The sequence below is a fragment of the Clostridium sp. AM42-4 genome, assembly GCF_003480105.1.
GTDB lineage: Bacteria > Bacillota > Clostridia > Lachnospirales > Lachnospiraceae > Brotaphodocola.
In genome coordinates this window covers 54805-76337 of record NZ_QUIK01000016.1, presented here as the reverse complement: position 1 = coordinate 76337, position 21533 = coordinate 54805, and the positions used below count along the sequence as shown (strand labels likewise).

Annotated in this window: 22 protein-coding genes, 1 pseudogene and 1 riboswitch; of the genes and pseudogenes, 1 reads left to right on the top strand and 22 read right to left on the bottom strand. The window is 47.8% G+C overall.

Features of this window, described 5'->3' with window-relative positions; all coding sequences use genetic code 11:
- Positions 1-44: 44 nt before the first annotated feature.
- The 7 genes and pseudogenes from DW922_RS12920 to DW922_RS12890 form a co-directional block, all read right to left on the bottom strand.
- On the bottom strand, positions 45-1076 hold the full coding sequence (locus tag DW922_RS12920) for a sugar kinase (protein ID WP_118726791.1): 1032 nt from the start codon (positions 1074-1076) through the stop codon (positions 45-47).
- 101 nt (positions 1077-1177) lie between these two features.
- Positions 1178-1831: a bifunctional 2-keto-4-hydroxyglutarate aldolase/2-keto-3-deoxy-6-phosphogluconate aldolase gene (locus DW922_RS12915; RefSeq protein WP_118726790.1), complete on the bottom strand. Its 654-nt coding sequence runs from the start codon at positions 1829-1831 to the stop codon at positions 1178-1180.
- A 106-nt stretch (positions 1832-1937) separates the two neighbouring features.
- On the bottom strand, positions 1938-2699 hold the full coding sequence (locus tag DW922_RS12910; RefSeq protein ID WP_118726802.1) for an IclR family transcriptional regulator: 762 nt from the start codon (positions 2697-2699) through the stop codon (positions 1938-1940).
- A 437-nt stretch (positions 2700-3136) separates the two neighbouring features.
- On the bottom strand, positions 3137-4723 hold the full coding sequence (locus tag DW922_RS12905) for an AAA family ATPase (RefSeq protein ID WP_118726801.1): 1587 nt from the start codon (positions 4721-4723) through the stop codon (positions 3137-3139).
- 113 nt (positions 4724-4836) lie between these two features.
- Positions 4837-5028, bottom strand: a pseudogene (locus DW922_RS18120) (flavodoxin); the annotation flags it as partial.
- 176 nt (positions 5029-5204) lie between these two features.
- The gene (locus DW922_RS18430; protein ID WP_347560314.1) at positions 5205-5330 is read right to left on the bottom strand and encodes a hypothetical protein; all 126 of its coding nucleotides are present in this window, start codon (positions 5328-5330) and stop codon (positions 5205-5207) included.
- A gap of 322 nt (positions 5331-5652) precedes the next feature.
- Positions 5653-6315 (bottom strand): EFR1 family ferrodoxin, encoded by a 663-nt coding sequence (locus tag DW922_RS12890; protein WP_207666304.1) that lies wholly within the window; start codon positions 6313-6315, stop codon positions 5653-5655.
- Between the two features lie 231 nt (positions 6316-6546).
- Between DW922_RS12890 and DW922_RS12885 the strand changes: the two genes are divergently transcribed.
- Positions 6547-6825 (top strand): hypothetical protein, encoded by a 279-nt coding sequence (locus tag DW922_RS12885; RefSeq protein ID WP_147353382.1) that lies wholly within the window; start codon positions 6547-6549, stop codon positions 6823-6825.
- An 83-nt stretch (positions 6826-6908) separates the two neighbouring features.
- Here the strand turns inward: DW922_RS12885 and DW922_RS12880 are convergent, their stop codons facing one another.
- The 15 genes from DW922_RS12880 to typA all read right to left on the bottom strand — a co-directional run bounded on the left by DW922_RS12880 (position 6909) and on the right by typA (position 21380).
- Positions 6909-7331: a thymidylate synthase gene (locus DW922_RS12880; RefSeq protein WP_243032216.1), complete on the bottom strand. Its 423-nt coding sequence runs from the start codon at positions 7329-7331 to the stop codon at positions 6909-6911.
- Between the two features lie 53 nt (positions 7332-7384).
- Positions 7385-7540, bottom strand: a complete 156-nt coding sequence (locus tag DW922_RS12875; RefSeq protein ID WP_118541104.1) for a binding-protein-dependent transport permease — start codon at positions 7538-7540, stop codon at positions 7385-7387.
- A gap of 45 nt (positions 7541-7585) precedes the next feature.
- Positions 7586-7765 (bottom strand): hypothetical protein, encoded by a 180-nt coding sequence (locus DW922_RS12870; protein WP_118541106.1) that lies wholly within the window; start codon positions 7763-7765, stop codon positions 7586-7588.
- A 359-nt stretch (positions 7766-8124) separates the two neighbouring features.
- Complete coding sequence (locus DW922_RS12865) at positions 8125-8244, bottom strand: type II toxin-antitoxin system RelB/DinJ family antitoxin (RefSeq protein WP_182436939.1); 120 nt, start codon at positions 8242-8244, stop codon at positions 8125-8127.
- A 188-nt stretch (positions 8245-8432) separates the two neighbouring features.
- Positions 8433-9725 carry an adenylosuccinate synthase gene (locus tag DW922_RS12860; RefSeq protein ID WP_118721178.1) on the bottom strand — a complete coding sequence of 431 codons (1293 nt, stop codon included), beginning with the start codon at positions 9723-9725 and terminating at the stop codon, positions 8433-8435.
- A gap of 348 nt (positions 9726-10073) precedes the next feature.
- Positions 10074-11504, bottom strand: a complete 1431-nt coding sequence (gene purB / locus DW922_RS12855) for an adenylosuccinate lyase (protein ID WP_118721179.1) — start codon at positions 11502-11504, stop codon at positions 10074-10076.
- A 103-nt stretch (positions 11505-11607) separates the two neighbouring features.
- Positions 11608-13047: an amidophosphoribosyltransferase gene (gene purF / locus DW922_RS12850; RefSeq protein WP_118726786.1), complete on the bottom strand. Its 1440-nt coding sequence runs from the start codon at positions 13045-13047 to the stop codon at positions 11608-11610.
- A gap of 170 nt (positions 13048-13217) precedes the next feature.
- Entirely contained in the window at positions 13218-13568 is a 351-nt protein-coding gene (locus DW922_RS12845) for a hypothetical protein (RefSeq protein ID WP_118726785.1), read from the bottom strand.
- An 87-nt stretch (positions 13569-13655) separates the two neighbouring features.
- Positions 13656-14120 (bottom strand): hypothetical protein, encoded by a 465-nt coding sequence (locus tag DW922_RS12840; protein ID WP_147353381.1) that lies wholly within the window; start codon positions 14118-14120, stop codon positions 13656-13658.
- A 190-nt stretch (positions 14121-14310) separates the two neighbouring features.
- Complete coding sequence (gene dapB, locus DW922_RS12835; RefSeq protein ID WP_118726783.1) at positions 14311-15066, bottom strand: 4-hydroxy-tetrahydrodipicolinate reductase; 756 nt, start codon at positions 15064-15066, stop codon at positions 14311-14313.
- Positions 15067-15196: 130 nt separating this feature from the next.
- The gene (gene dapA, locus DW922_RS12830; RefSeq protein WP_118726782.1) at positions 15197-16081 is read right to left on the bottom strand and encodes a 4-hydroxy-tetrahydrodipicolinate synthase; all 885 of its coding nucleotides are present in this window, start codon (positions 16079-16081) and stop codon (positions 15197-15199) included.
- 265 nt (positions 16082-16346) lie between these two features.
- Positions 16347-16522, bottom strand: a riboswitch (Lysine riboswitch).
- A gap of 46 nt (positions 16523-16568) precedes the next feature.
- The gene (locus tag DW922_RS12825; protein WP_118721185.1) at positions 16569-17066 is read right to left on the bottom strand and encodes a cob(I)yrinic acid a,c-diamide adenosyltransferase; all 498 of its coding nucleotides are present in this window, start codon (positions 17064-17066) and stop codon (positions 16569-16571) included.
- 161 nt (positions 17067-17227) lie between these two features.
- Positions 17228-17869 (bottom strand): single-stranded DNA-binding protein, encoded by a 642-nt coding sequence (locus DW922_RS12820; RefSeq protein ID WP_118721186.1) that lies wholly within the window; start codon positions 17867-17869, stop codon positions 17228-17230.
- Positions 17870-18038: 169 nt separating this feature from the next.
- The gene (locus tag DW922_RS12815) at positions 18039-19382 is read right to left on the bottom strand and encodes an MATE family efflux transporter (protein ID WP_118726781.1); all 1344 of its coding nucleotides are present in this window, start codon (positions 19380-19382) and stop codon (positions 18039-18041) included.
- 168 nt (positions 19383-19550) lie between these two features.
- On the bottom strand, positions 19551-21380 hold the full coding sequence (typA, locus tag DW922_RS12810; RefSeq protein ID WP_118726780.1) for a translational GTPase TypA: 1830 nt from the start codon (positions 21378-21380) through the stop codon (positions 19551-19553).
- Positions 21381-21533: the final 153 nt, after the last annotated feature.

Below are 21533 nucleotides of genomic sequence, written 5' to 3'. Positions count from 1 at the left end.
AACTCACACGGCCCTATTAAAGTTAATCAAATTGTTATAGCGGATCAGCGCTGCACGCGACCGGAGCTGTCCCCACCTGCCAGCTTTTCTACCTCAGCGCGGGTTACCAGATTAAAATCACCCGGAATGGTATGCTTTAACGCTGCTGCAGCCGTACCAAATTCCAGCGCAGTCTTCATATCCTTTCCCTCCAATAATCCGTAGATCAGCCCGGAGGTAAACGCATCGCCACCACCCACACGGTCGACGATCGGTGCGATGGTATATTTCTTCGAATGATAGAATTCTTTTGTTTTTCCGTCCATGATGCAGGAGGACCAGCCATTATTAGAAGCACTGTGACTCTCCCTGAGTGAACTTGCAATATAACGGAAACCAAACTTATCTGCCATCTGGCTGAAAATATTCATATACCCGGCGAGCTCCAGGTTTCCAGACATGACATCGCTGCCCTCTGGCTTAAAGCCAAGAACCTTTTCTGCATCTTCTTCGTTTCCAATGCAGACATCCACATACTGCATCAGGTTTGTCATAACCTCACGTGCTTTTTCCTGGCTCCAGAGCTTCTTACGGAAATTTAAGTCCACGGACACGGTGACTCCATGCGCCCGCGCTGCCTTCAGCGCTGCCTCCGTGAGCGCTGCTGCGCTGTCTGAAAGTGCCGGGGTGATACCGGTAAAATGGAACCAGTCCGCATCTGCGAAAATGGCATCAAAATCGAAAAGATCTGCTGTTGCGCAGGCAATAGAGGAACCTGCACGGTCGTATACGATGTTGGACGGACGCACGGAAGACCCCGGCTCCAGATAATAAATGCCCAGACGGTCTCCGCTTCTGGAAATGTACTTTGTTCCTACATTGTATTTGCGCAGCGCTGCCACCGCACAGTCCCCGATCGGGTTGTCCGGGATTGCAGAAACATACTCCGTATCGTACCCGTAATTTGCCAGTGACACTGCCACATTGGCCTCGCTTCCGCCATAATTGATATCGAATTCATCTGCCTGAATAAACTTTTCATTGCCCTGGGTCGATAATCTGAGCATAATCTCCCCCATAGTCACAATCTTTGCCATGTCTTCTCCTCCACCTGGCTGCCATTTTGTCTAGTTCGATGTTTTCACCAGGGAATCTTGTTGCAGCCAGTATTCCTGTCCGTTTGTCTTGTATGCGCTTGTTACAGTGCCCTTGCTGCCGCCACTGCTTCCACAAACTCTTTCGCCTTTGCCGTTACCGCCGCAAAATCGCCAGTCTTTGCGCCTTTTGTCAGGCTGCTTCCGGTTCCAACCGCATAAGCACCTGCTTTGATCCACTTATCTACGTTATCCACATCGACACCGCCAGACGGCATAAAATTGCCCTGCGGAAGCGGTCCGCGGAAAGAGCTGATCGCCGCCGGTCCCAGAATATTTCCCGGGAACAGCTTGATGACATCGCAGCCGGCTTCCAGAGCAGTAATCGCCTCCGTCGGAGTCATAACCCCAGGCAGCATCGGCACACGGTACCGGTTACAGAGCTTAATGGTGTCCAGATTCAGTCCCGGACTCACCACATAATTTGCACCTGCCAGGATTACCGCCCTTGCAGTTTCTGGATCCAGAACCGTACCAGCGCCGATCACGATCCGATCATCGTTCCGGTATTTTTCTGCCATGGCCGCAAGAAATTCAATCGGGTTTCCCTCGTCCATCGTCATGGTGATCTCAATGAAATGAATGCCACCCTCAATTACGGCTTCCACAACCTTCTCCCCCTGTCCGCGGTTCTTCGCACGAATCACCGCAACCAGGCATTCTTCTTTCATTCTGGATAAAACCTGTTCTTTTCGCATATTCTTCTCTCCTTCTCCTGAACCTGTTTTCTTCCATTTCAGTCCGAATCTGACTTTTGTCTCTCCGGTCCTCTTTTCTTTTCATTTGCATGCTGTGCCAGGACAACTACTTTCTTCCGACATATCCAAGCATTCCGGATAGCTGCTTTGCCTTTCTGGAAACAATACGCCCCAGCTCTTCATAGTTGACCGCATCCCGGTATAATGTAGAGACACTGACAGCACCAACCAGACTTCCATCTGCCCCAAATACTGGTGCACCCACGCACTCCGCATGCTCCTCCATCTCCCGCGCATCCAGCGCATAGCCCTGCCCGCGCACCTGTTCCAGCTCTTCCATAAGCCGCACCGGGTCGGTAATGGTGCGTTCTGTCTTTTTCACAAAATTCATACGCTTAAGAAGCTGCTGCTGAATATCCGGCTCACTGTAAGCTAAGATTGCCTTGCCGAGAGATGTACAATGCAATGGAATGCGGCTTCCTACCGACGCCGTGGTGATGATCGGATTTTCCGGCTCAAACTTGCAAATGTAAACGACCTCACAATCGGAGCGTACCCCAAAAAACACCGTCTTCCCGATTTCATGGGCAAACTGTTTTAATTCCGGCTCCATCACATTCATGATATTTAAGTTGTTCGTGTAATTGATGCCGATCCGGTATGCCGTAAGGCCAATGGTGTATCGTTTCTTCTGTCCCCAGTCCGCATGGACCATGCCAAGCGCCTCCAGCGTCGTGACAATGTCGTATGCACTGGTCTTTGGAAGTTCCAGACGGTCGCACAGCTCGTCTAAGGAAGCACCCTCCGGCTTTTGGGAAATGATCTCCAGAATTTCTATTGTCCGCTGAGTCGTACGATTTAATTTCATGAATGCCCTCACCTTTCCTGCATCGAATTCTGCCCCCACCGGACCAATCAACCGATGCGCTGCTGGCGCCTCCCCGATATGCTATACAAAATTCTTACCTCTGATTTACATATAGCATCATTTTACTGAATATAAAAAAAGAAGTCAAGCTATTGACAGAATTGTGTCATGACACACGGTAGGCATTTTCTAAACTGAAAGTTCCGTACAGTACCGTTGTGGTCGCAGGAAAAAACCGCAGGTACCGGAGCAACTACGGTCCTGCCCTGCGGTTTTTCCCACATTTTTGCATCAAGAATTAGTCTAAGTATAACAGAGCAGCTGCAACCGGTTATCGGCTGTAGCTGCTCTGTTTGTTTCTGTATTCAGACAATATAGTTCTTTACCGGATGAAATGTGTTGCAATCCCGTTTTCCGGCTTCATTTTCTGAAGCCGGTTATTTCGACTGCATTTCAATCTGACACTGATGCTCTTTCGTCTTTTTATCATAATTCACAGCCACCAGCAGGATCTGCCCCGAAAACTGTGCGATGGAATCCGGATATTTTTTGTCTTTGATCTGCTGCATCGCAGTTTTGGCAGCTTTGTTCCATTTCAGTTCCACCACCAGCGCCGGATAACTCTCTGCGTATTGCGGCTTTGGAATAAATACAAAATCTGCAAATCCCCGCCCTGCAGGCATTTCCCGGATCGGCTTGAAATAATACTTCATGGCACTTAGGTATGCAATCGTCAGCACGCTGCTCAAGGAATTTTCATCGTGATACTGAACGGAAGACACATACTCCATATGGATCTTTTCCATTTTTTCAGCCACCACATCTGCTTCCATATCCAGTGTTGCATCCAGCAATTCCCCGGATTCTCTCTGGAATGCAAGAAACTCGTCCCATTTCGTACTCTGCACGGCCGCAGTAAGTTCCTGGCGTATCTCTTCATTCGGAACAAAAGCGGTTTTGTCGTTCTGGTTGTATCCAAGATACCCCAGATGAATCAGATACGTAAGTACATCATCTTTGTTCGCAAAATTTATTGTGTCGTTTTGGAATGACTTTATATTGACCGGAACGGATGCTCCAGACAGCATCTCGATGATGTCCGTCTTTAAATGATCGAAATCCATATTGATCAATGGAACAACCACTTCATATGAGCTGGTATCAGACCAGTAGCTCTGAAACTGTTTCCATTTCATGACCTCAACAACCGCTTTTGGATTGTAAACCTGTGTATCCTTCAACAGATATCCGTCATACCAGCGTTTTACTTCATCAAAATCCACATGGTATTTCGCACAGAGCCCGGCTACCTCTGACTCGGTAAAACCTGTATAATCAGCGAAAATCTTCGCATCCAGCATTGTGAACTCATCAAAATTATTAAGTGCTGATTGCGTTTTCACCTTTTTGATTGGCAAAATCCCGGTAAGATACGCGAGCTGAATGTATTTGGTAGGCTCCGTTCCCTTAAAAAGTCCACGCAGAAAATTGATATATTCTTCCTGCACCTTTTTGTTGGTGGCCTCATCACGGATCAAAACATCCCATTCATCCATGATTACAATGAATTTTTTCCCTGTTGCCGTATTAATGCGGGATAATGCTTCCGGAAGTGATGTGATCGGTTCTGACAGTTCTTTCGGATAATATTCCCGAAGTTCCCTGATTGTCTGCTCCACCATATATCTTAAAACATATTCCGCACCGCCAGCTGGTTCCATGCACCACTGGACATCCAGATGAATGACATCATACTGATTTAAATAGTTTCGGAAATCTGCACTTTTTCCAATTTCCAGATTGGAAAACATCTCTGTAGAATCGCAGCCCTTGCTATAATAGGCCGTGAGCATGTCTGCGGTAATGGACTTTCCAAATCTGCGTGGACGGCTGTTGCAAACGAATTTGGAAGTGGTATCCATAACGTGGTTTGTATAGTTCAGCAAACCTGTTTTATCTACATATATTTCAGAGTTTAACGCAACCTGAAATGCAGCGTTTCCAGAATTCACAAACATTCCCATACCGGCACACATCCTTCCATTTCCTGATATTTTCGAACCACCTGATAGCGTATCAATTCTGTATCCATTTTATCATTGCGATATGGAAATGGCAAGGCTGTCAACCCACTTTGCTACATCTGTATCGGATGCGCCGGAGCTGAAGCGTTCTCCATCTTGCCAGTCTCCACTTCCGTGGAAACCAGTTCTACATCGCGCAGGCTCTCATCATCGTGCTCTTTGGAAACACGGCTGTTATTGTCACGCCAGTTTAAATCATCGTTGGTATACGGCTCTGCCGGAACGATTTCATAAAAATCTGCCCCTGCTTCCTCAGCTGCTGCTTTTGCAACACGCGCGGTATTTCCGCTGGCAGAATAGTAAACTGCTCGCGCTTGTCTGCTTTCCTGATGCTCCGCACCCTGCCAGAAGGCTCACGGATGCTGCTCCTGCCAATACGATAGAAATCCATTTTTTTAATCTCATCATTTCGTCTCTTTTTCTACATCAATCTACTACTTTTCTCATAAACCTTTTCTCCAAATGCTGCGGTTCCGTAGGAACCAAGCCAGGCCGCCATACGCGCTCCGGCTGAGCCGCCCCACAGCGAATCCCCTTCCGTATCCACCTGGAGTTCCCCAGCATGTTCGTGGATAAAGGCAATGGCTCTGCCAGATTCTCACAGGCGCTCTGTGCCCCGGGCCGGTAGATCAGCGCAAATGCGTTGTAGCCCCGTCTGGCAAGTTCCTGCATATGCGGAAAGCTGTCATGCATGGCTGCGACATAAACAAATCCGCCTCCGGAATTTGTAATCGCAAATTTTTCACCCGGATTGCCACGGAAAAAGAATAAGCCCGTATTGCGCTTTGCCGGGTCTGCCTGTTTTTCAGCATCCATGTAAATATCACAAAAGATCTGTTCGCCCTTTTCCGCGCGGTCTTTCATCTCATTCACAATCGAAACGGAGCGTTCTGGATACAGTACATACAACGATCCGGACTCCAGACACTCTTGTGTTCCTCCATATGGAAACAATGTTCCGGACAGACTCTGGTACAGATCTCACAGCCAATGCATTTCTCCGTGATCCGGTAAAAATTCTGGAGCAAACCTTCCGGCATTTTATTTTTTCTGGATAAAAACTCCTGATGTGCCGCCCGGTCTGCCGCGGTTACCGGAGAAAGGAACCTGCGCTGATCCCGGATATCCTCCCGAATCTGTTTCAGATGCTCCCCGACATGTTTCTCCATTTCCTTCTGCTTATTCATATCGAAACTTGGAAGGAAATTGTCCAGCATCCAGAGTACATTGATGTAAGCTGGATGGATTCCGATGTTCTTTAACATCTGCTGCGCCAGTTCCGATGCACCTCCGTGCCGGTATCCATAAGTCAGGATCATATAAAAATACGGTGTCTCAAAGGTTGCCTGTTCCAGAAACTCTTTGACCAGCCTTGGCACCTTATGACCAAACATCGGACAGACAATGCCAATCTGCTCTGCACGGTATGTCTTTTGTTTATCGTGAACCGCCTGGGCAATACTGACCGGATGTTCACAAAGCTGTTTTGCTACATACAGGCTGTTTCCGGTCGCCGTAAAATAAAATACCACTCCCCATATCCCCCTAACGATTCCCTGCAGACCGACATAACTTCCGATGAACATCTTTTCAAAGGGCTGGAGCAGGATCATTACCAGCTGATCGTAACGCACCAAAAGCCGGAATCTGAGGCTTACATTTACAAAGAATAGGGAACCGAAAGCCTGATGTTCGCACTTCCCAAAGACCACAAATATGCAAACAAAAAAAGCCTGTCTTTCTCCGACATGAACGGAGAAAACATGCTTTTAATGCCCGATATTGGCTTCTGGTCCTTTGTATTAGAAAAAATGCCGGATTCCCGCTTTCTGACCCAAAATGACCGCTATAGTTTTCAGGAGCTGGTCCAGGCCTCCTCCCTGCCCTGCTTTGTAACCGATGTCTCCGAAAATTACCGGGTTACCGCAGAAAGCCGGATCGCGATTCCGATTTCCGATAAAGAGGCAACCGCAACCTATTATCTGGTGTGCAAAAAGGAACGGAGGCAGGAATGGAAAGCATTATTTCGTGTGACAGAGTGAAGATAGCCAGCGCTGCAATCTGTCAGTCTGTAAGTAAGCATCCATTATCATTCCATTCGCCATACATAATCCCCGCCTTGGTGTTATCCTTTTTGAAAATTCTCCCAAATTTCAGCGTCTATTTGCAATGCGTCTAAAATCATCTTGTCAATAACAAAACAATTTTCAGACATATCCGGAAAAACTGCTCTTCCAGCATCCGTCATACGCCCTAATCGCTCCATTCTCCGGCAATGTTCTTTATTTAATTCAGACCACAAACTGTTTTTTCTTCTGGGTGCTAATCTTTGTGCCGTTATTCCGTTATCCATTTTCTTCGTGGTGCTATCAATCCAGCCAAAACACATGGCTTCTTCGACTGCATCTATATACCAAAAAGTTCCATTATCTACTGGACGTCCACGCTTTACAACCACCCAGCATTCGGTTCCTTTGTTATAATTTTCCGAAAACCATTCTCGTAACTCATCACGATTTTGAGCTGGTAATAAATTCTTAAATTCCATTTTCTTTCTCCTCGCAATCGTTGATTTCACCAGTTCTCCAATCTGGAAGTCACTTACTTCTTATCATTGAAAAGAATAATAAATGCACCCATCACAGCAACAGCAAGGATAACACCCCACTCTGGTGCATTGACCCAGTTTGCAAAGATGGCACTGCTCATAAACCCAACCATTATGGTTACAATCATTGCTAAAATTGCTTTTCCCATGCAATCACACTCCCTTGTCAACTATCGATTTTCTGATTTATAATACTATGATTTTGCATCTTCTGATGAGCCTTCCTTTAAATTCTCTATAGATTTAAGAATAAATGCGCCCATTGTTGCAATTGCAAAAATCGAACCTAGTTGAGGCCAAAGCATGGTTTCACAAATCACAGAACTGAGCCAGCCTACAAAAATTGTGATTACAAACGCCCTTATACTACTCATTTTTCTCCTGTCTCCTATTATTTCCGGAATCTCTTATTATGACTCATAGTGTGATTCTATTGTTTGTAAATACATTTACGAATCACCTCTTCCATTTCGCTGTACTCACACAGAAAAGATTTTTGGCTGGCTGATAGCATTTCGTATCTGACATTTTATACCTCGTTTAATATTTTCTCCCGTGCTTGTTCAAAACTGATATTTCCATGCTGAATCTCCTGCATTAACTGTATGTCATTCTCGTCTAAATGTAATCCTTCAAGTTTTAATGTTGCAGCTACCTCATTGATTTTTTCCGCATTCGTATAGGAGGATTTTGTCAGCTTAACAGAAAACGGAATTCCTTCTTGAATAATTAACTAGTTCAAAGCCATATTGATATACGTAGACATATTCAATCCAAGTTTATCCAAAATATTTGCTGCGTTTTCTTTGATCCGCTCCGATGTGCGAGCCTGTACAATTCCCATTGGTTCCATAAATGATACCTCCTCATCGATTATATATAATATATGACACCATGCATACATAGTCAATATTTTATAATACGTGAATCACGATTATAAAACAGAGTCTTATTTTTTCGTCTGCTGAAATAAGACAAAAGCCGTGGAAGCTACCGAAAGGCAGCTTTCACGGCTCTATTACGTTAACAATATTACTATTTTTACAGGCGCACGATCATTGCCTCGCGTCCTGCGCCGGTTCCGATGAATTTTACCGGAACTTTGATATAATCCTCGATGAAGTTGATGTATGCCTTTGCATTCTCCGGAAGCTCCTCGAAGGTCTTGCAGCCAGAGATGTCACCGAAGTTACCATCGAACTCTTTGTATACCGGCTTGCTGTTCTCTAAGAACTTTAAGTTGGTGGAGAAGTCCTCGGTCTGTACCCCGTTGCAGTCGTAAGCAACGCAGACTTTGATCTTGTCGAACTTGCCGATGGTGTCTAAGTGGTTTACGGAGATTCCGGTCAGGCCATTCAGACGCTTTGCATATTTTAAGGTTACCAGATCCAGCCAGCCACAGCGACGCGGTCTGCCGCTTACGGTACCGTACTCATGACCAAGGTCACGGATCTTATCACCGGTCTCATCGAGCAGCTCGGTTACGAACGGACCCTCGCCGACACGGCTGGAGTAAGCCTTGATGATACCGTATACATTTCCGATATCGGATGCGCTTAAACCGGTTCCGGTGATGATGCCGCCGATGGTCGGGTTGGAGGAGGTTACATACGGATAGGAACCGAAGTCGATGTCAAGTAAGGTTGCCTGAGCGCCCTCTACGATCACCTTTTTGTCCTCTTCCAGTGCTTTGTGCAGATAGGTTACGGTGTCGCATACGAACGGCTTTAACTGCTCTGCGTACTCGGTATAGGTCTTATATACATCCTCGAAATTCAGTTTTTCATCGATGGTGGTGTCTTCCGGATCATAGAACTTTAAGAGTGCTTTTCTGGATTCTACCAGCTCTTCCAGATGGCTCTTGAAGTTGTCTGCGTACAGATCCTCAACTCTTAAGCCTGCGCGCTCGTATTTGTCACAATAGGTCGGTCCGATACCTCTGCAGGTGGTACCGATCTTGGAAGCCTTTCTTGCTTTCTCCAGTGCGCGGTCTAACATCGGATGGTACGGCAGGATCACATGGGTCTTGTCACTGATTTTTAAATGGTTGTCGATATCGTATCCGTGTGCTTTTAAGTTTTCGATCTCACCTAACAGCACCTGCGGGTTCATAACAACGCCGTTGCCGATTACGCCAATGGTATGACCGGACAAGATTCCGGACGGAATCAGACGCATTGCGTATTTCACTCCGTTTGCTTCGATTGTATGGCCTGCGTTATCACCACCGGTTGCGCGGACAGCGATATCTGCATTCGTTGCAAGATAATCGATTACTTTTCCCTTACCTTCATCGCCATAAAAACATCCAATAACTACATCTACCTTTGACATAATTCGTCTCCTTTGTTGTGCTTAACGTGACAGTACGGACTTCGCGCATTTTTGCCCACGCGCTGCACATCGAAAACCAATGTGTCCTGACACCGCCACTTGCTATTCCTAATATTCTCATGCGGAATCAGCCGACTCCGCAAACATTAACAGTATATAAGATTCTTACTTTAAAATCAATACGCAAACACAAAAAGGCAGACAGATTTTCTAATCTGCCTGCCTCTTATTATTAATGTAAATTATAGATATTAATTACTGTAATTTATCAGTTTTGCCATTTTCTGACACGTTCCACACATTGGAAACAAGACTCAGAAAATAGCTTCCGTTTCATAAAACATTCTTTTACACATTGATCTCTGCGGTCATACCAAGGTCTTCCTTGTTTGCCTCCAGGATCGGATTGACTACTTCGCCTAAGAATTCGTCTACCTGCTGCGGTGCACGTCCTACATAGCGGGACGGCTCCATGCATGCCTTTAAGTCTTCTAAGGAAAGTCCAAATGCCGGATCTGCCGCAATGAGCTCTAACAGGTTGTTGTCCAGACCTTTTTCCTTGACATTTCTGCCTGCTTCCATGGAAAGCTGGCGGATGCGCTCATGCAGCTCCTGACGGTCGCCGCCTGCCTTTACTGCATCCATCATAATGTTCTCGGTTGCCATGAACGGAAGCTCTGCCATGAAATGTTTCTCAATCACCTTCGGATATACCACCAGGCCGTCTACAACATTTAAGTACAGATCCAGGATACCGTCGATAGCCAGGAAGCCTTCCGGAATGCTTAAACGCTTGTTTGCGGAGTCATCTAAGGTACGCTCAAACCACTGGGTGGAAGCAACCATCATCGGGTTCATGACATCACTCATTACATAGTTGGAAAGAGATGCGATACGCTCGCTGCGCATCGGGTTTCTCTTGTATGCCATTGCGGAGGAACCAATCTGGTTCTTCTCAAACGGCTCTTCCACTTCTTTTAAGTGCTGCAGCAGACGAATGTCATTGCTGAACTTGTGGGCGCTCTGCGCGATTCCTGCAAGAACATTCAGGACACGGGTATCTACCTTACGGGAGTAGGTCTGACCAGAAACTGGATAGCATGCAGAAAAGCCCATCTTCTCGGCGATCATCTGGTCTGCCTTGCGGCATTTCTCATGGTCTCCCTCAAAGAGTTCCAGGAAACTTGCCTGGGTACCGGTGGTTCCCTTGGAGCCAAGAAGCTTCATGGTAGAAAGGACATGATCCAGATCCTCTAAATCCAGGCAAAGCTCATTGAGCCAAAGCGTTGCTCTCTTACCAACGGTAGTCGGCTGTGCAGGCTGGAAATGGGTAAATGCCAGGGTCGGCTGGTTTTTGTACTTGTCTGCGAATTTTGCCAGCTCTGCCATCACGTTGATGAGTTTTTTGCGAACCAGCTTTAAGCCCTCGGTCATGATGATGAGATCGGTGTTATCGCCTACGTAGCAGGAGGTTGCACCCAGATGGATGATTCCTTTTGCCTTCGGGCACTGCTGGCCGTAAGCGTATACATGGGACATGACATCATGGCGCACCAGACGCTCACGCTCTTTTGCGACTTCATAGTTGATATCCTCGGCATGTGCCTTTAACTCGTCGATCTGCTCCTGGGTGATCGGCAGTCCTAACTCTTTCTCGGTCTCAGCCAGCGCGATCCATAATTTTCTCCAGGTTTTGAATTTCTTGTCCGGGGAGAAGATGTACTGCATCTCCTTACTTGCGTAACGCTCGGACAACGGGCTTTGGTATCTGTCGTTCATAAGAACCCTCCAATATTTTGATTGATTATTTGGTATCTTCGCCGCGGATGCATTTTTTCGACACTTGTTTCGTATATTCGCCGCAAATGCTTTCCTTTGGCGCTTACTTCGTATATTCGCCGCGGATATCCTCCTTCGGCGGTTCCAGCGGATAGTTTCCGCTAAAGCATGCCGTGCAGATCGGCAGGCCTTCTGCCAGCTCCGGCAAACGCTCCATCTTTAAGTAAGACAGCGAATCTGCCCCGATGATCTGGCGAATTTCTTCTACCGTGCGTCCGCTTGCAATGAGCTGGTCTTCGGATGGGATATCCGTTCCGAAATAGCACGGATGTAAAAATGGCGGCGCACTGACCTTCACATGCACTTCCTTCGCACCTGCATCGCGCAGCATCTTCACAATGAGGTGGCTGGTCGTACCGCGGACGATGGAATCGTCGATCATGATGACGCGTTTTCCTGCGACTGCCTCTTTCAACACATTCAATTTTACTTTTACCGCAGAAACACGGCTGCTCTGTTTCGGCTTGATGAAGGTACGTCCCACATAAGAGTTCTTCACAAACGCCGTTCCGTATGGGATTCCAGACTGCATCGAATAGCCAAGTGCTGCAGCATTACCGGATTCCGGCACACCGACCACGAGATCGGCATCGACCGGGGAATCGATCGCCAGACAGCGGCCTGCGTGAATGCGGGAATGATAAACGCTCACACCGTCAAACACACTATCCGGTCTTGCAAAGTAAATATATTCAAAGACACATCTTGCCTGTTTCTTCGAATCCGGCAGGCACATGCTCTTATCGGAGCGGATGCCGTCCTTGGTGATCGTTACGATCTCACCCGGCTCCACATCGCGGACAAATTCCGCGTCAATCGTTGCCAGGGCACAGCTCTCGGATGCCAGGATATAGGCATTTTCCTTTTTGCCGATACAAAGAGGCTTAAAGCCAAATGGATCTCTCGCACCGATCATCTTGCGCGGGCTCATGATGACCAGAGAATATGCACCCTTGATCTTCTTCATGGCATTTGCCACCGCCGCTTCAACGGTTGCCGTGCGCACACGCTCACGTGCGATATGGTACGCAATGACCTCTGAGTCAATGGTGGTCTGGAAGATTGCACCGCTGTATTCCAGCTCTCTGCGCAGCTCCGGCGCATTGACCAGGTTTCCGTTGTGGGCCAGAGCCAGGGTACCCTTCACATAATTGAGTACCAGAGGCTGCGCGTTCTCTCTTGTGCTGCTTCCCGCAGTCGAGTAACGCACATGTCCCACACCAATGTTTCCATGTAAACCCTCTAAGATGTCCGGTGTGAACACCTCGTTGCAAAGCCCCATCCCCTTATACGCATTTACCTTCCCCTTCGGTCCTTCTGTGTCGCTGACCGCAATACCGCAGCTTTCCTGCCCCCGGTGCTGCAATGCGAACAGTCCGTAATAAATCTCGGATGCCACATCATTGCCGTCAAAATCGTACATTCCGAATACACCGCACTCCTCGTGCAGCTCATCTGGATTCAGCAAGCGTTTCTCTTCCATCGGCTTTCTTCCTCTCTTGATGGATTTATAAGTAATATAAATAAAAGAAGTTAATTTCAGAAGAAATTATAATACACAGGCATCTGAATTGCAATATATTTTTTCATGTTCCTGTTACAATCCATTCCTGTTACTGTTCACGCACTGCACAAACAGCAGCCGCCGCTTTTTTATTGTCGGATAAAATCCTTCCTGTGGTAAAACTGGACTTCTAAATTTTTTGTATCCAGCCGGATTCCGTAAATATCCTGTTCCGACTCACCACTCACAGCATTGCCCGGAGCAATTGCCTCTTTGGAAATAAGCTCCACTTCACAGATTTCTTCCCTGCGTACCAGAGAAAGCTCCGGGCGCTTTTCCTGCCAGAATAATGCCGTTCCTGCTGCAATTTCCAGACAGATCGCAGCCACCAGAATTCTGCGGATACACCTTATGTGTCTGGAACGCTGATAATTCCATGCCATCCGCCGGATGCACTGTTTTCTCCAGCTGCGGCATGACCGATTCCATGTTCTGATCAAAAGTCCTCCTATGTACATGAAAAACGAATAACATCGCTTTTGAAAAGCGATGTTATTCTAAAAAACAAGAAAAACCAAATAACTTTCTTACTGCACAACGCGCTCCACATCATCCACGAGTCCGTCCACCACGCCAGTGCTTTCCTGGCCTCCGGTGCGGTTTTCTGCTGCAGAATTCCCAACATTTCCGTTTGTCTGGTTTAAGTTTCCAGCAGCTCCACCCGCTCCATTTACACCATTCCCGGTGTTTTCCCCGGTTGTGTTGGTGCCGTTTCCGTTGATTCCGCCATTTCTGGTAGTACCTCCGGTTCCACTCGTGCCATTTCCGGCTCCGCCGTTTTCACCGGCCATTCCGCTTTCCATGTTATTTGTGTCGTTTTTCCCGGCAGCGGTGCCCCGGCCGTTTCCGTTCTGGCCATTCGGTGCTCCCTGGCTTGCAGTCGTTGCCTCATCTGCCATGTTGTTTCCATTCTGGTTGCTGCATCCCGCTAAAAGACAAACAGTCATGGCGAAGATCAGCACACATGCAGTCATTCTGATTTTTTTCATCATCGTATTCTCCTTTCTTTCCTAATGAATTCCCGAAGTGAAAAAGAGTGCGCATCCAGGCGGAGCGTTTTTGTTTCATAGACTGTACTTTTCCACGAAACAACCTATTTCAGGAATACATCCTGCTGTTAGTATGAGAAAGAAGAAACTATTTTATCAAAATCAGAACTTCCATTTTTATCTTTTTATAAAATTAACCGATCACATCCTGCATGTCGTACAGTCCCGGCTCTTTGCCTGCCAGAAACAGTGCTGCCTGCAGTGCACCTTTTCCGAAAATTGCCTTGGAATAAGCGGTGTGGCTGAAGGTAATGACCTCATCCGTTCCGGCAAAGATCACATCGTGGTCACCTACAATCGTACCGCCGCGCACGGAAGAGATACCGATCTCTTTCTCGTCACGTCTTACGCGCTCCTGGCTGCGGTCATATTTGTAATGGTACTGGTTGGCCATCGCCTCGTTGATGGAATCTGCCAGAGCCAGTGCAGTGCCGCTCGGCGCATCCAGTTTTTTGTTGTGGTGCTTCTCGACAATCTCAATGTCAAAGCCTGCATTCGCCAGCACCTTTGCCGCATCCTGGACCAGCTTCATGAGGGTATTGATGCCAAGGGACATATTCGCAGAGCGCAGGATCGCAGTCTGTTTGCTGCTCTCTTTTACTTTTTCAATCTGCTCTGCGGAAAGTCCGGTCGTGCAGAGTACCAGAGGCATCTTGTGTGCCGCGCAGTAATCCAGCAGATGGTCCACTGCCTTTGCAGAAGCAAAATCGACGATCACATCTGCCTCAACGTTACATTCCTCTAAAGATGCAAACACCGGATAATCACTTAAAACTACCGGATTGACATCGATTCCGGCTACGATCTCAATGCCATCCATCTCCTTTGCCAGACCGGTAATGGTGCGTCCCATCGCACCATTGCAGCCGTGCATGATCATTTTTACCATTTTATAAGTCCTCCTGTGCAAGTCCTGTTCTTTCGTTTGTGGTTCTATTTGCACGTTTCCAGACAGCTGCATTCCATGACACAGGCAGCTGTCTTTTTGATTCTTTGCAAATGCTGCGTACATTCCCATTTTACAGGATTCCATACTCCTGCATTGCCTTTTTCAGACGTTCCTGGTTCTGCGGCTCCATCTCGGTAAGCGGCAGTCTTAACGGACCAGCCTCTTTGCCCATCAGATTTAAGGCAGCCTTAACCGGGATCGGGTTTACTTCACAGAACAGTGCGTTGATCACCGGAATGGCGTCTAACTGCATCTGGCAGCTCTTCTGGATATCGCCCTTGAAGAAGTTCTCGCAGATCTCGTGGGTCTGTCTCGGAGCAACGTTGGACAGAACGGAGATAACGCCCTTGCCGCCCATAGCCAGAAGCGGAACAATCTGGTCGTCGTTGCCAGAATACAGATCTACGCAACCGTTTGCCAGGTGCATGATCTCTGCGATCACGGAGAAGTTGCCGCTTGCTTCCTTCACGCCAACAATGTTTTTCACATCGCGGCAAAGCTTTACGATGGTCTCCGGTTTCATGGTAAGACCGGTACGGGTCGGCACATGATATAAAAGACACGGAATGTTTACAGACTCTGCGATCGCGGTGTAGTGTGCGATCAGACCATTCTGGGTTGCCTTATTGTAATAAGGAGTTACTAACAACAGTCCGTCTGCTCCAGCCTTCTCAGCCTCCTTGGAAAGGTGAATTGCCTCTCTGGTACAGTTGGAACCGGTTCCTGCGATAACCGGGATACGCTTGTTTACCACCTTGCAGGTGAAACGGATCACATCCAGATGCTCCTCGTGATTCATGGTTGCAGACTCACCGGTAGTGCCGCATGCGATGATCGCATCGGTACCGCCTGCGATCTGCTCCTCCAAAAGCTCAGCAAGCTTATCATAATTTACCTCTCCAGATTCTGTAAACGGGGTTACCAATGCAACACCAGCGCCCTCAAAAATAGCCATGTTCTTTTCCTCCTCATATGTTTATGTATTGCAGGCGTCAATCAACGGATACGCCACCGCACTGTTCCGACATGCAATGTAAAAAAGAATGTGCCTTGGCACATTCTCGCGCCGAGGCGCGGTTGCTTTGGCAACCATCTACCTTTGCGCCGAGCGCGCATCCCTGCGGAGCACTTTTTTGTTTCATAGGATGCACTTTCCTATGAAATAAAAAAGGGACTGACAAATTCCGGTCAGCCCTCTTAAAGTCGCTTTTGTGCTTTTTGCTTTAAGTAGCTCTCCATCCGGTTGGATGACAGTTACAGGATTCTTCACCCTGTCCCCAGATAAATGACTTCCAGACCGTCCTCTATCTTCGGCGCCCGCCCTTTCAAAGAATCCTCTTCTGCTTCTGGTGCATCCGATTCTTTACTCATGCTTCGCGCAACCTCTACTTGCCTGTTTATGTATAATACTAGCATTAACCATTTTAATTGTCAACTTAAACCTATCTGGAACAGGTGGAACAATCTACATATTCCACTTTATCTGCGATCCGGTGGATGCCTTCCGGCAGTACCTTTCCGGTCACAATGACCTGGACCTGGTCACGGCAGTTTAAAATGCCCTCCAGTTCCTCTTCCGTTACGATATTCTGGTCAACCAGCCCAAGGGCTTCATCGAGAACCAGAAGATCACACTCCTCTGTGGTCAGTACCTTCTTTGCATAATTTAATCCATTGCGGATATTGACTTGCTCATCTTTCTTTTCAGAATCACTTAACTCTGCAAAGTAGCGGTCTGATTTTTCGAAGCGGAATATCTTCAGTTCCGGCTCCATTCGCTTTAATACGTCCAGATTTCCTGTTTTCTCACTGCCTTTTAAAAACTGGATCACGATCACGGTTTTCTGCTCTGTGAGCGCCTGGAGCGCTCTGCCAAGGGCCATCGCTGTCTTTCCTGAGCTGTCTTTGCCGCAGATGACCTCTAGTCTTCCTGTACTCATCGCTTTTGCACCTCTGTTTTTCTTAGCATCGTTTATACAAGCGTGCTAATCGTAACACATTCCCATGTGATTTGCAAGTTAATCTGTTAAGACTGCGGCTATTCTTATTGCGGTTCACATACATAAATCCGCCAGCACAGCCGCGCTGATGCTTCGCATCCTCACACTTCCTCTTCCGGATCCCCGCATTCCAGCTTGCTGATGGAAACCTCGTAAGCCACCCGCTTCTCGCACTCAGTCTCGCTGAGTTTTTTGGTGTACTCCCGGCTCTGCACACGGCCCCATACGCGCACTCTGGTTCCCACCTCGAAGCCAGAAGCAAACCGCGCATTTCTGCCCCAGGCAATGCACGGGATATAGTCTGACTTGCCGTAAGGGCGGTTGACTGCCAAAAGCAGATCTGCAATCTCCCTTCCAAGCGGCGTTTTCCGGTAAACCGGTGCCTTACAGATGTAACCATCCAGAAAGATCTGGTTCGTCTTGGTATAATCCGTAAATTTCTCCATAAAATGGATTTCCCGTACAAACACCGACAGTACCAGACGGTTTTTTATTCCTTCATGGCGGTTATAGGAACGGAACTGGCCAATGGCCTCCACCGTGCAGCCAATATAATCTTCCTTGACATCCAAAAGGCGCTCTGAGATCATGAGCGGGATGATATCGGCCTGCTCGCTTAAACGGCTCACTGCCACGTTCACAAGATAAAAGCCCTCTCCAAATACTTCGTGGCTGAAGGTAAACCCGGAAATGATTTCTCCGATCACACTCACCTTATTGTTTTCGATCACTTTTTCTGACATAGTATTTTCTCTCCTCTTCCCATTTCTTTTAGCTCTCAGCTATTATCATATTTACGGGAAAATGAGAAAAAATATTCAGGTTTTCGCTCGACAAATGGCGGCAAAATGTTACATTTTCCATGCAAAAGGCAAAAAAGCAGCAGATTTTATAATGTTTTGCTGTCTCCAACTAACGTTCCCGAAAAGCAGCGAAAGCAAATCGTCCTACAAGACAGGCTGAAACCGCCGCCGAGATCCACTCACTGATCCAGAATCCGTGCCAGACTCCCACTGGTCCCATGATCCGGTTTAAGATCCAGGCAGCCGGCAGGATCACCACCAGATAACGGCACAGGGAAATGATGAGGGAAGACATGCCCATTCCCAATCCCTCAAACGCGCCGCTTGCGGTCACAGAAACCGAAGAAATTAAAAATCCCAGGCAGATTAGGCGTAATGCCTGTGTGCCCGCTGCCACGGTTTCCGGGTTTGTGGTGAACAGCTGCATAAGCTGTTTTGCAAACAGAAGACAGCCAAACGTTCCAACCGCCATAATGACTGCACACATCACCAGCGTCAGTTCAAACAGCCTGCGCACCCGCTTCATTTCTTTTGCCCCATAGTTGTATCCGATCAGCGGACGCAGTCCCTGTACAATGCCGCTGGCCGGAAGATACAGGAAGGTCTGAAGCTTATAATAGATTCCAAGCACCAGCACATAACTGCCGGAAGCTGCAGCAAGAATGCCGTTTAATGCGGTGATCAGAAAGGATGGCAGCGCTATGTTTAAGATAGCCGGAATGCCGATCCCATACAGCTTCTTTAAGATTTCTCCATTTGGCTGCAGGTCCTGTCTAGTAAATTTGACCGGGAACGGTTTTCCCACATACATCAGCAGATATACTGTCAGGGAAACCATCTGGCCGATCCCCGTTGCGATCGCCGCCCCGGTAATCCCCATTGCCGGAAAAATGCCGATTCCAAAGATCATCAAAGGGTCCAGGATAATGTTAGCGATACAGCCGCAAAGCAGGCTTGTCATGGCAACCTTCATGCGCCCTACCGCCTGAAAAAGCTTCTCAAAAAATAATCCCACCATGATCACCGGTGCAAACGAAAAAGCAATGGAAGCATAGCGGATTGCCAGCGCCTTTACGTCTTCATCACCCGTAAACATATTTAAAAAATGCGGCATGACCAGAAGGGAAAGCACCGCCAGAACGACACCGTGGACCAGGCAGCAGAAAAGCCCCTGCCCCGCTGCATTTCCGGCTTTTTTCTTATTTCCGGCACCCAGATACAGCGATACCAGTGCATTGATGCCCACGCCAAAGCCAATGGCAGCAGCACTGATAAAGTTCTGCACCGGATAGACCAGGGAAAGGGCCGTCATGGCGTTTTCACTGATCTTTGCCACAAAAAAACTGTCGATAATGTTGTAAAGGGAATTGACCAGCATAGACACTACCATCGGCAAGGCCATCGACAACAGCAGTGGGAATACCGATTTTTCTTTCATATATGTATCTGTCATAGTAAACTCCTTTCGAAATTATAAGAGTACGCGCCACTGGCGCCTCCTCGATATACAATGCAAAAAAACGCCACACAGCATCCTCCCGTACGGGAAGGAGCTGTGTGGCGAAAATAGCTTGGCTTTACTAGAAAAGTCCACACCAGGTTTTAGGGAATCTGGCAATATTTATTTTTTAAAGGATGCTCTCTTACGCATGGTCGGATCCAGGATCTTCTTGCGGATACGCAGGTTCTCCGGGGTTACCTCAAGAAGCTCGTCGGTATCGATGAACTCCAGGCACTGCTCCAGGCTCATGATCTTCTTCGGAACCAGCTTCAATGCCTCATCAGCACTGGAGGAACGGGTGTTGGTCAGCTTCTTGGTCTTGCAGACATTGACCTCGATATCCTCGGTCTTCGGGTTCTGGCCGATGACCATACCGGAGTAAACCTTCTCGCCCGGTCCTACAAAGAGGATACCGCGCTCCTGGGCGTTGAACAGGCCGTAGGTGATGGTCTCACCGCTCTCGTAAGCGATCAGGGAACCGGTCTTACGGTAGCTTAACTCACCCTTGAACGGGCCGTAACCATCGAAAATGGTGTTGATGATACCGTTACCCTTGGTATCGGTCATGAACTCACCACGATAGCCGATCAGGCCTCTTGCCGGGATGGAGAACTCCAGACGGGTATATCCGCCGTTTGCCGGGCTCATGCCCTGCAGCTCACCCTTTCTGGAGGTCAGCTTCTGGATTACCGCACCGGTAAACTCCTCCGGAACGTCGATGTAAGCTAACTCCATCGGCTCTAACTTCTGGTTGCGCTCGTTGTATTTGTAAAGAACCTCAGCCTTGCTGACTGCGAACTCAAAGCCCTCACGGCGCATATTCTCGATCAGGACAGACAGATGCAGCTCACCACGTCCGGAAACCTTAAAGCAATCCGGGGACTCGGTCTCTTCTACACGCAGGCTGACATCGGTGTTCAGTTCGCGGAACAGACGCTCTCTTAAATGACGGGAGGTAACGAACTTACCCTCCTGGCCTGCAAGCGGGCTGTCATTTACCATGAAGTTCATGGCGATCGTCGGCTCAGAAATCTTCTGGAACGGAATGGATTCCGGATTCTCCGGGGAACAGATAGTATCACCAATGTGAAGGTCTGCGATACCGGATACTGCAACGATATCACCGATGGTTGCCTCCTGAACCTCTACACGCTTTAAGCCGTCGAACTGGTACAGCTTACCAATCTTCACGCGGCGCATCTTGTCCGGATCGTGATGGTTTACGATCACGCAGTCCTGGTTTACCTTGATGCTTCCGTTGTCGATTTTGCCGACACCGATACGGCCAACAAACTCGTTGTAGTCAATGGTGCTGATGAGCATCTGGGTATCTGCATCCGGGTCTCCCTCCGGAGCCGGGATGTAGTTTACGATGGTCTCAAACAGCGGGCTCATATCTACTTCCGGATCGTCCAGCTCTTTCTTTGCAAAACCTGCACGGGCAGATGCAAATACGAACGGGCAGTCTAACTGCTCGTCGGATGCGTCCAGATCCATAAACAGCTCTAATACCTCATCGATCACCTCGGTCGGTCTTGCTTCCGGACGGTCGATCTTGTTGATGCAGACGATAACAGACAGGTTCAGATCCAGTGCCTTCTGCAGCACGAATTTGGTCTGCGGCATCGGTCCCTCGTATGCGTCTACAACCAGGATAACACCGTTTACCATCTTCAGTACACGCTCAACCTCGCCGCCGAAGTCTGCATGTCCTGGGGTGTCGATGATGTTGATCTTCTTATCTTTATAAAATACTGCTGTGTTCTTGGAAAGAATGGTGATTCCACGCTCACGCTCAATATCGTTGGAGTCCATGACACGCTCTGCCACTTCCTGGTTTGCACGGAAAACGCCGCTCTGCTTTAACAGCTCATCTACCAGAGTGGTTTTACCATGGTCAACGTGGGCAATGATCGCGATGTTACGGATGTCTTCTCTCTTCATTTTCATAGTCGTAATAATCCTCTTTCTCTTTAAAAAAACTAAGGACTTGTTGCCAGGTCCTTAGTTTCACGTCATTCATCACAAGTTATTAATATAGCATTCTGGTGAACGGAATGCAAGCGTTTTTTCCTCAATTGCAGGGCTTTTTCTGTTTAAATT

Excerpts from the sequence above, each read along its gene's own strand:
- DW922_RS12920 (WP_118726791.1), bottom strand. The coding sequence starts at position 1,076 with ATGGCAAAGATTGTGACTATGGGGGAGATTATGCTCAGATTATCGACC.
- DW922_RS12915 (WP_118726790.1), bottom strand. The coding sequence starts at position 1,831 with ATGCGAAAAGAACAGGTTTTATCCAGAATGAAAGAAGAATGCCTGGTT.
- DW922_RS12910 (WP_118726802.1), bottom strand. The coding sequence starts at position 2,699 with ATGAAATTAAATCGTACGACTCAGCGGACAATAGAAATTCTGGAGATC.
- DW922_RS12905 (WP_118726801.1), bottom strand. The coding sequence starts at position 4,723 with ATGGGAATGTTTGTGAATTCTGGAAACGCTGCATTTCAGGTTGCGTTA.
- DW922_RS12885 (WP_147353382.1), top strand. The coding sequence starts at position 6,547 with ATGCTTTTAATGCCCGATATTGGCTTCTGGTCCTTTGTATTAGAAAAA.
- DW922_RS12880 (WP_243032216.1), bottom strand. The coding sequence starts at position 7,331 with ATGGAATTTAAGAATTTATTACCAGCTCAAAATCGTGATGAGTTACGA.
- DW922_RS12875 (WP_118541104.1), bottom strand. The coding sequence starts at position 7,540 with ATGGGAAAAGCAATTTTAGCAATGATTGTAACCATAATGGTTGGGTTT.
- DW922_RS12870 (WP_118541106.1), bottom strand. The coding sequence starts at position 7,765 with ATGAGTAGTATAAGGGCGTTTGTAATCACAATTTTTGTAGGCTGGCTC.
- DW922_RS12865 (WP_182436939.1), bottom strand. The coding sequence starts at position 8,244 with ATGGAACCAATGGGAATTGTACAGGCTCGCACATCGGAGCGGATCAAA.
- DW922_RS12860 (WP_118721178.1), bottom strand. The coding sequence starts at position 9,725 with ATGTCAAAGGTAGATGTAGTTATTGGATGTTTTTATGGCGATGAAGGT.
- purB (WP_118721179.1), bottom strand. The coding sequence starts at position 11,504 with ATGAACGACAGATACCAAAGCCCGTTGTCCGAGCGTTACGCAAGTAAG.
- purF (WP_118726786.1), bottom strand. The coding sequence starts at position 13,047 with ATGGAAGAGAAACGCTTGCTGAATCCAGATGAGCTGCACGAGGAGTGC.
- DW922_RS12840 (WP_147353381.1), bottom strand. The coding sequence starts at position 14,120 with ATGATGAAAAAAATCAGAATGACTGCATGTGTGCTGATCTTCGCCATG.
- dapB (WP_118726783.1), bottom strand. The coding sequence starts at position 15,066 with ATGGTAAAAATGATCATGCACGGCTGCAATGGTGCGATGGGACGCACC.
- dapA (WP_118726782.1), bottom strand. The coding sequence starts at position 16,081 with ATGGCTATTTTTGAGGGCGCTGGTGTTGCATTGGTAACCCCGTTTACA.
- DW922_RS12825 (WP_118721185.1), bottom strand. The coding sequence starts at position 17,066 with ATGAGTACAGGAAGACTAGAGGTCATCTGCGGCAAAGACAGCTCAGGA.
- DW922_RS12820 (WP_118721186.1), bottom strand. The coding sequence starts at position 17,869 with ATGTCAGAAAAAGTGATCGAAAACAATAAGGTGAGTGTGATCGGAGAA.
- DW922_RS12815 (WP_118726781.1), bottom strand. The coding sequence starts at position 19,382 with ATGACAGATACATATATGAAAGAAAAATCGGTATTCCCACTGCTGTTG.
- typA (WP_118726780.1), bottom strand. The coding sequence starts at position 21,380 with ATGAAAATGAAGAGAGAAGACATCCGTAACATCGCGATCATTGCCCAC.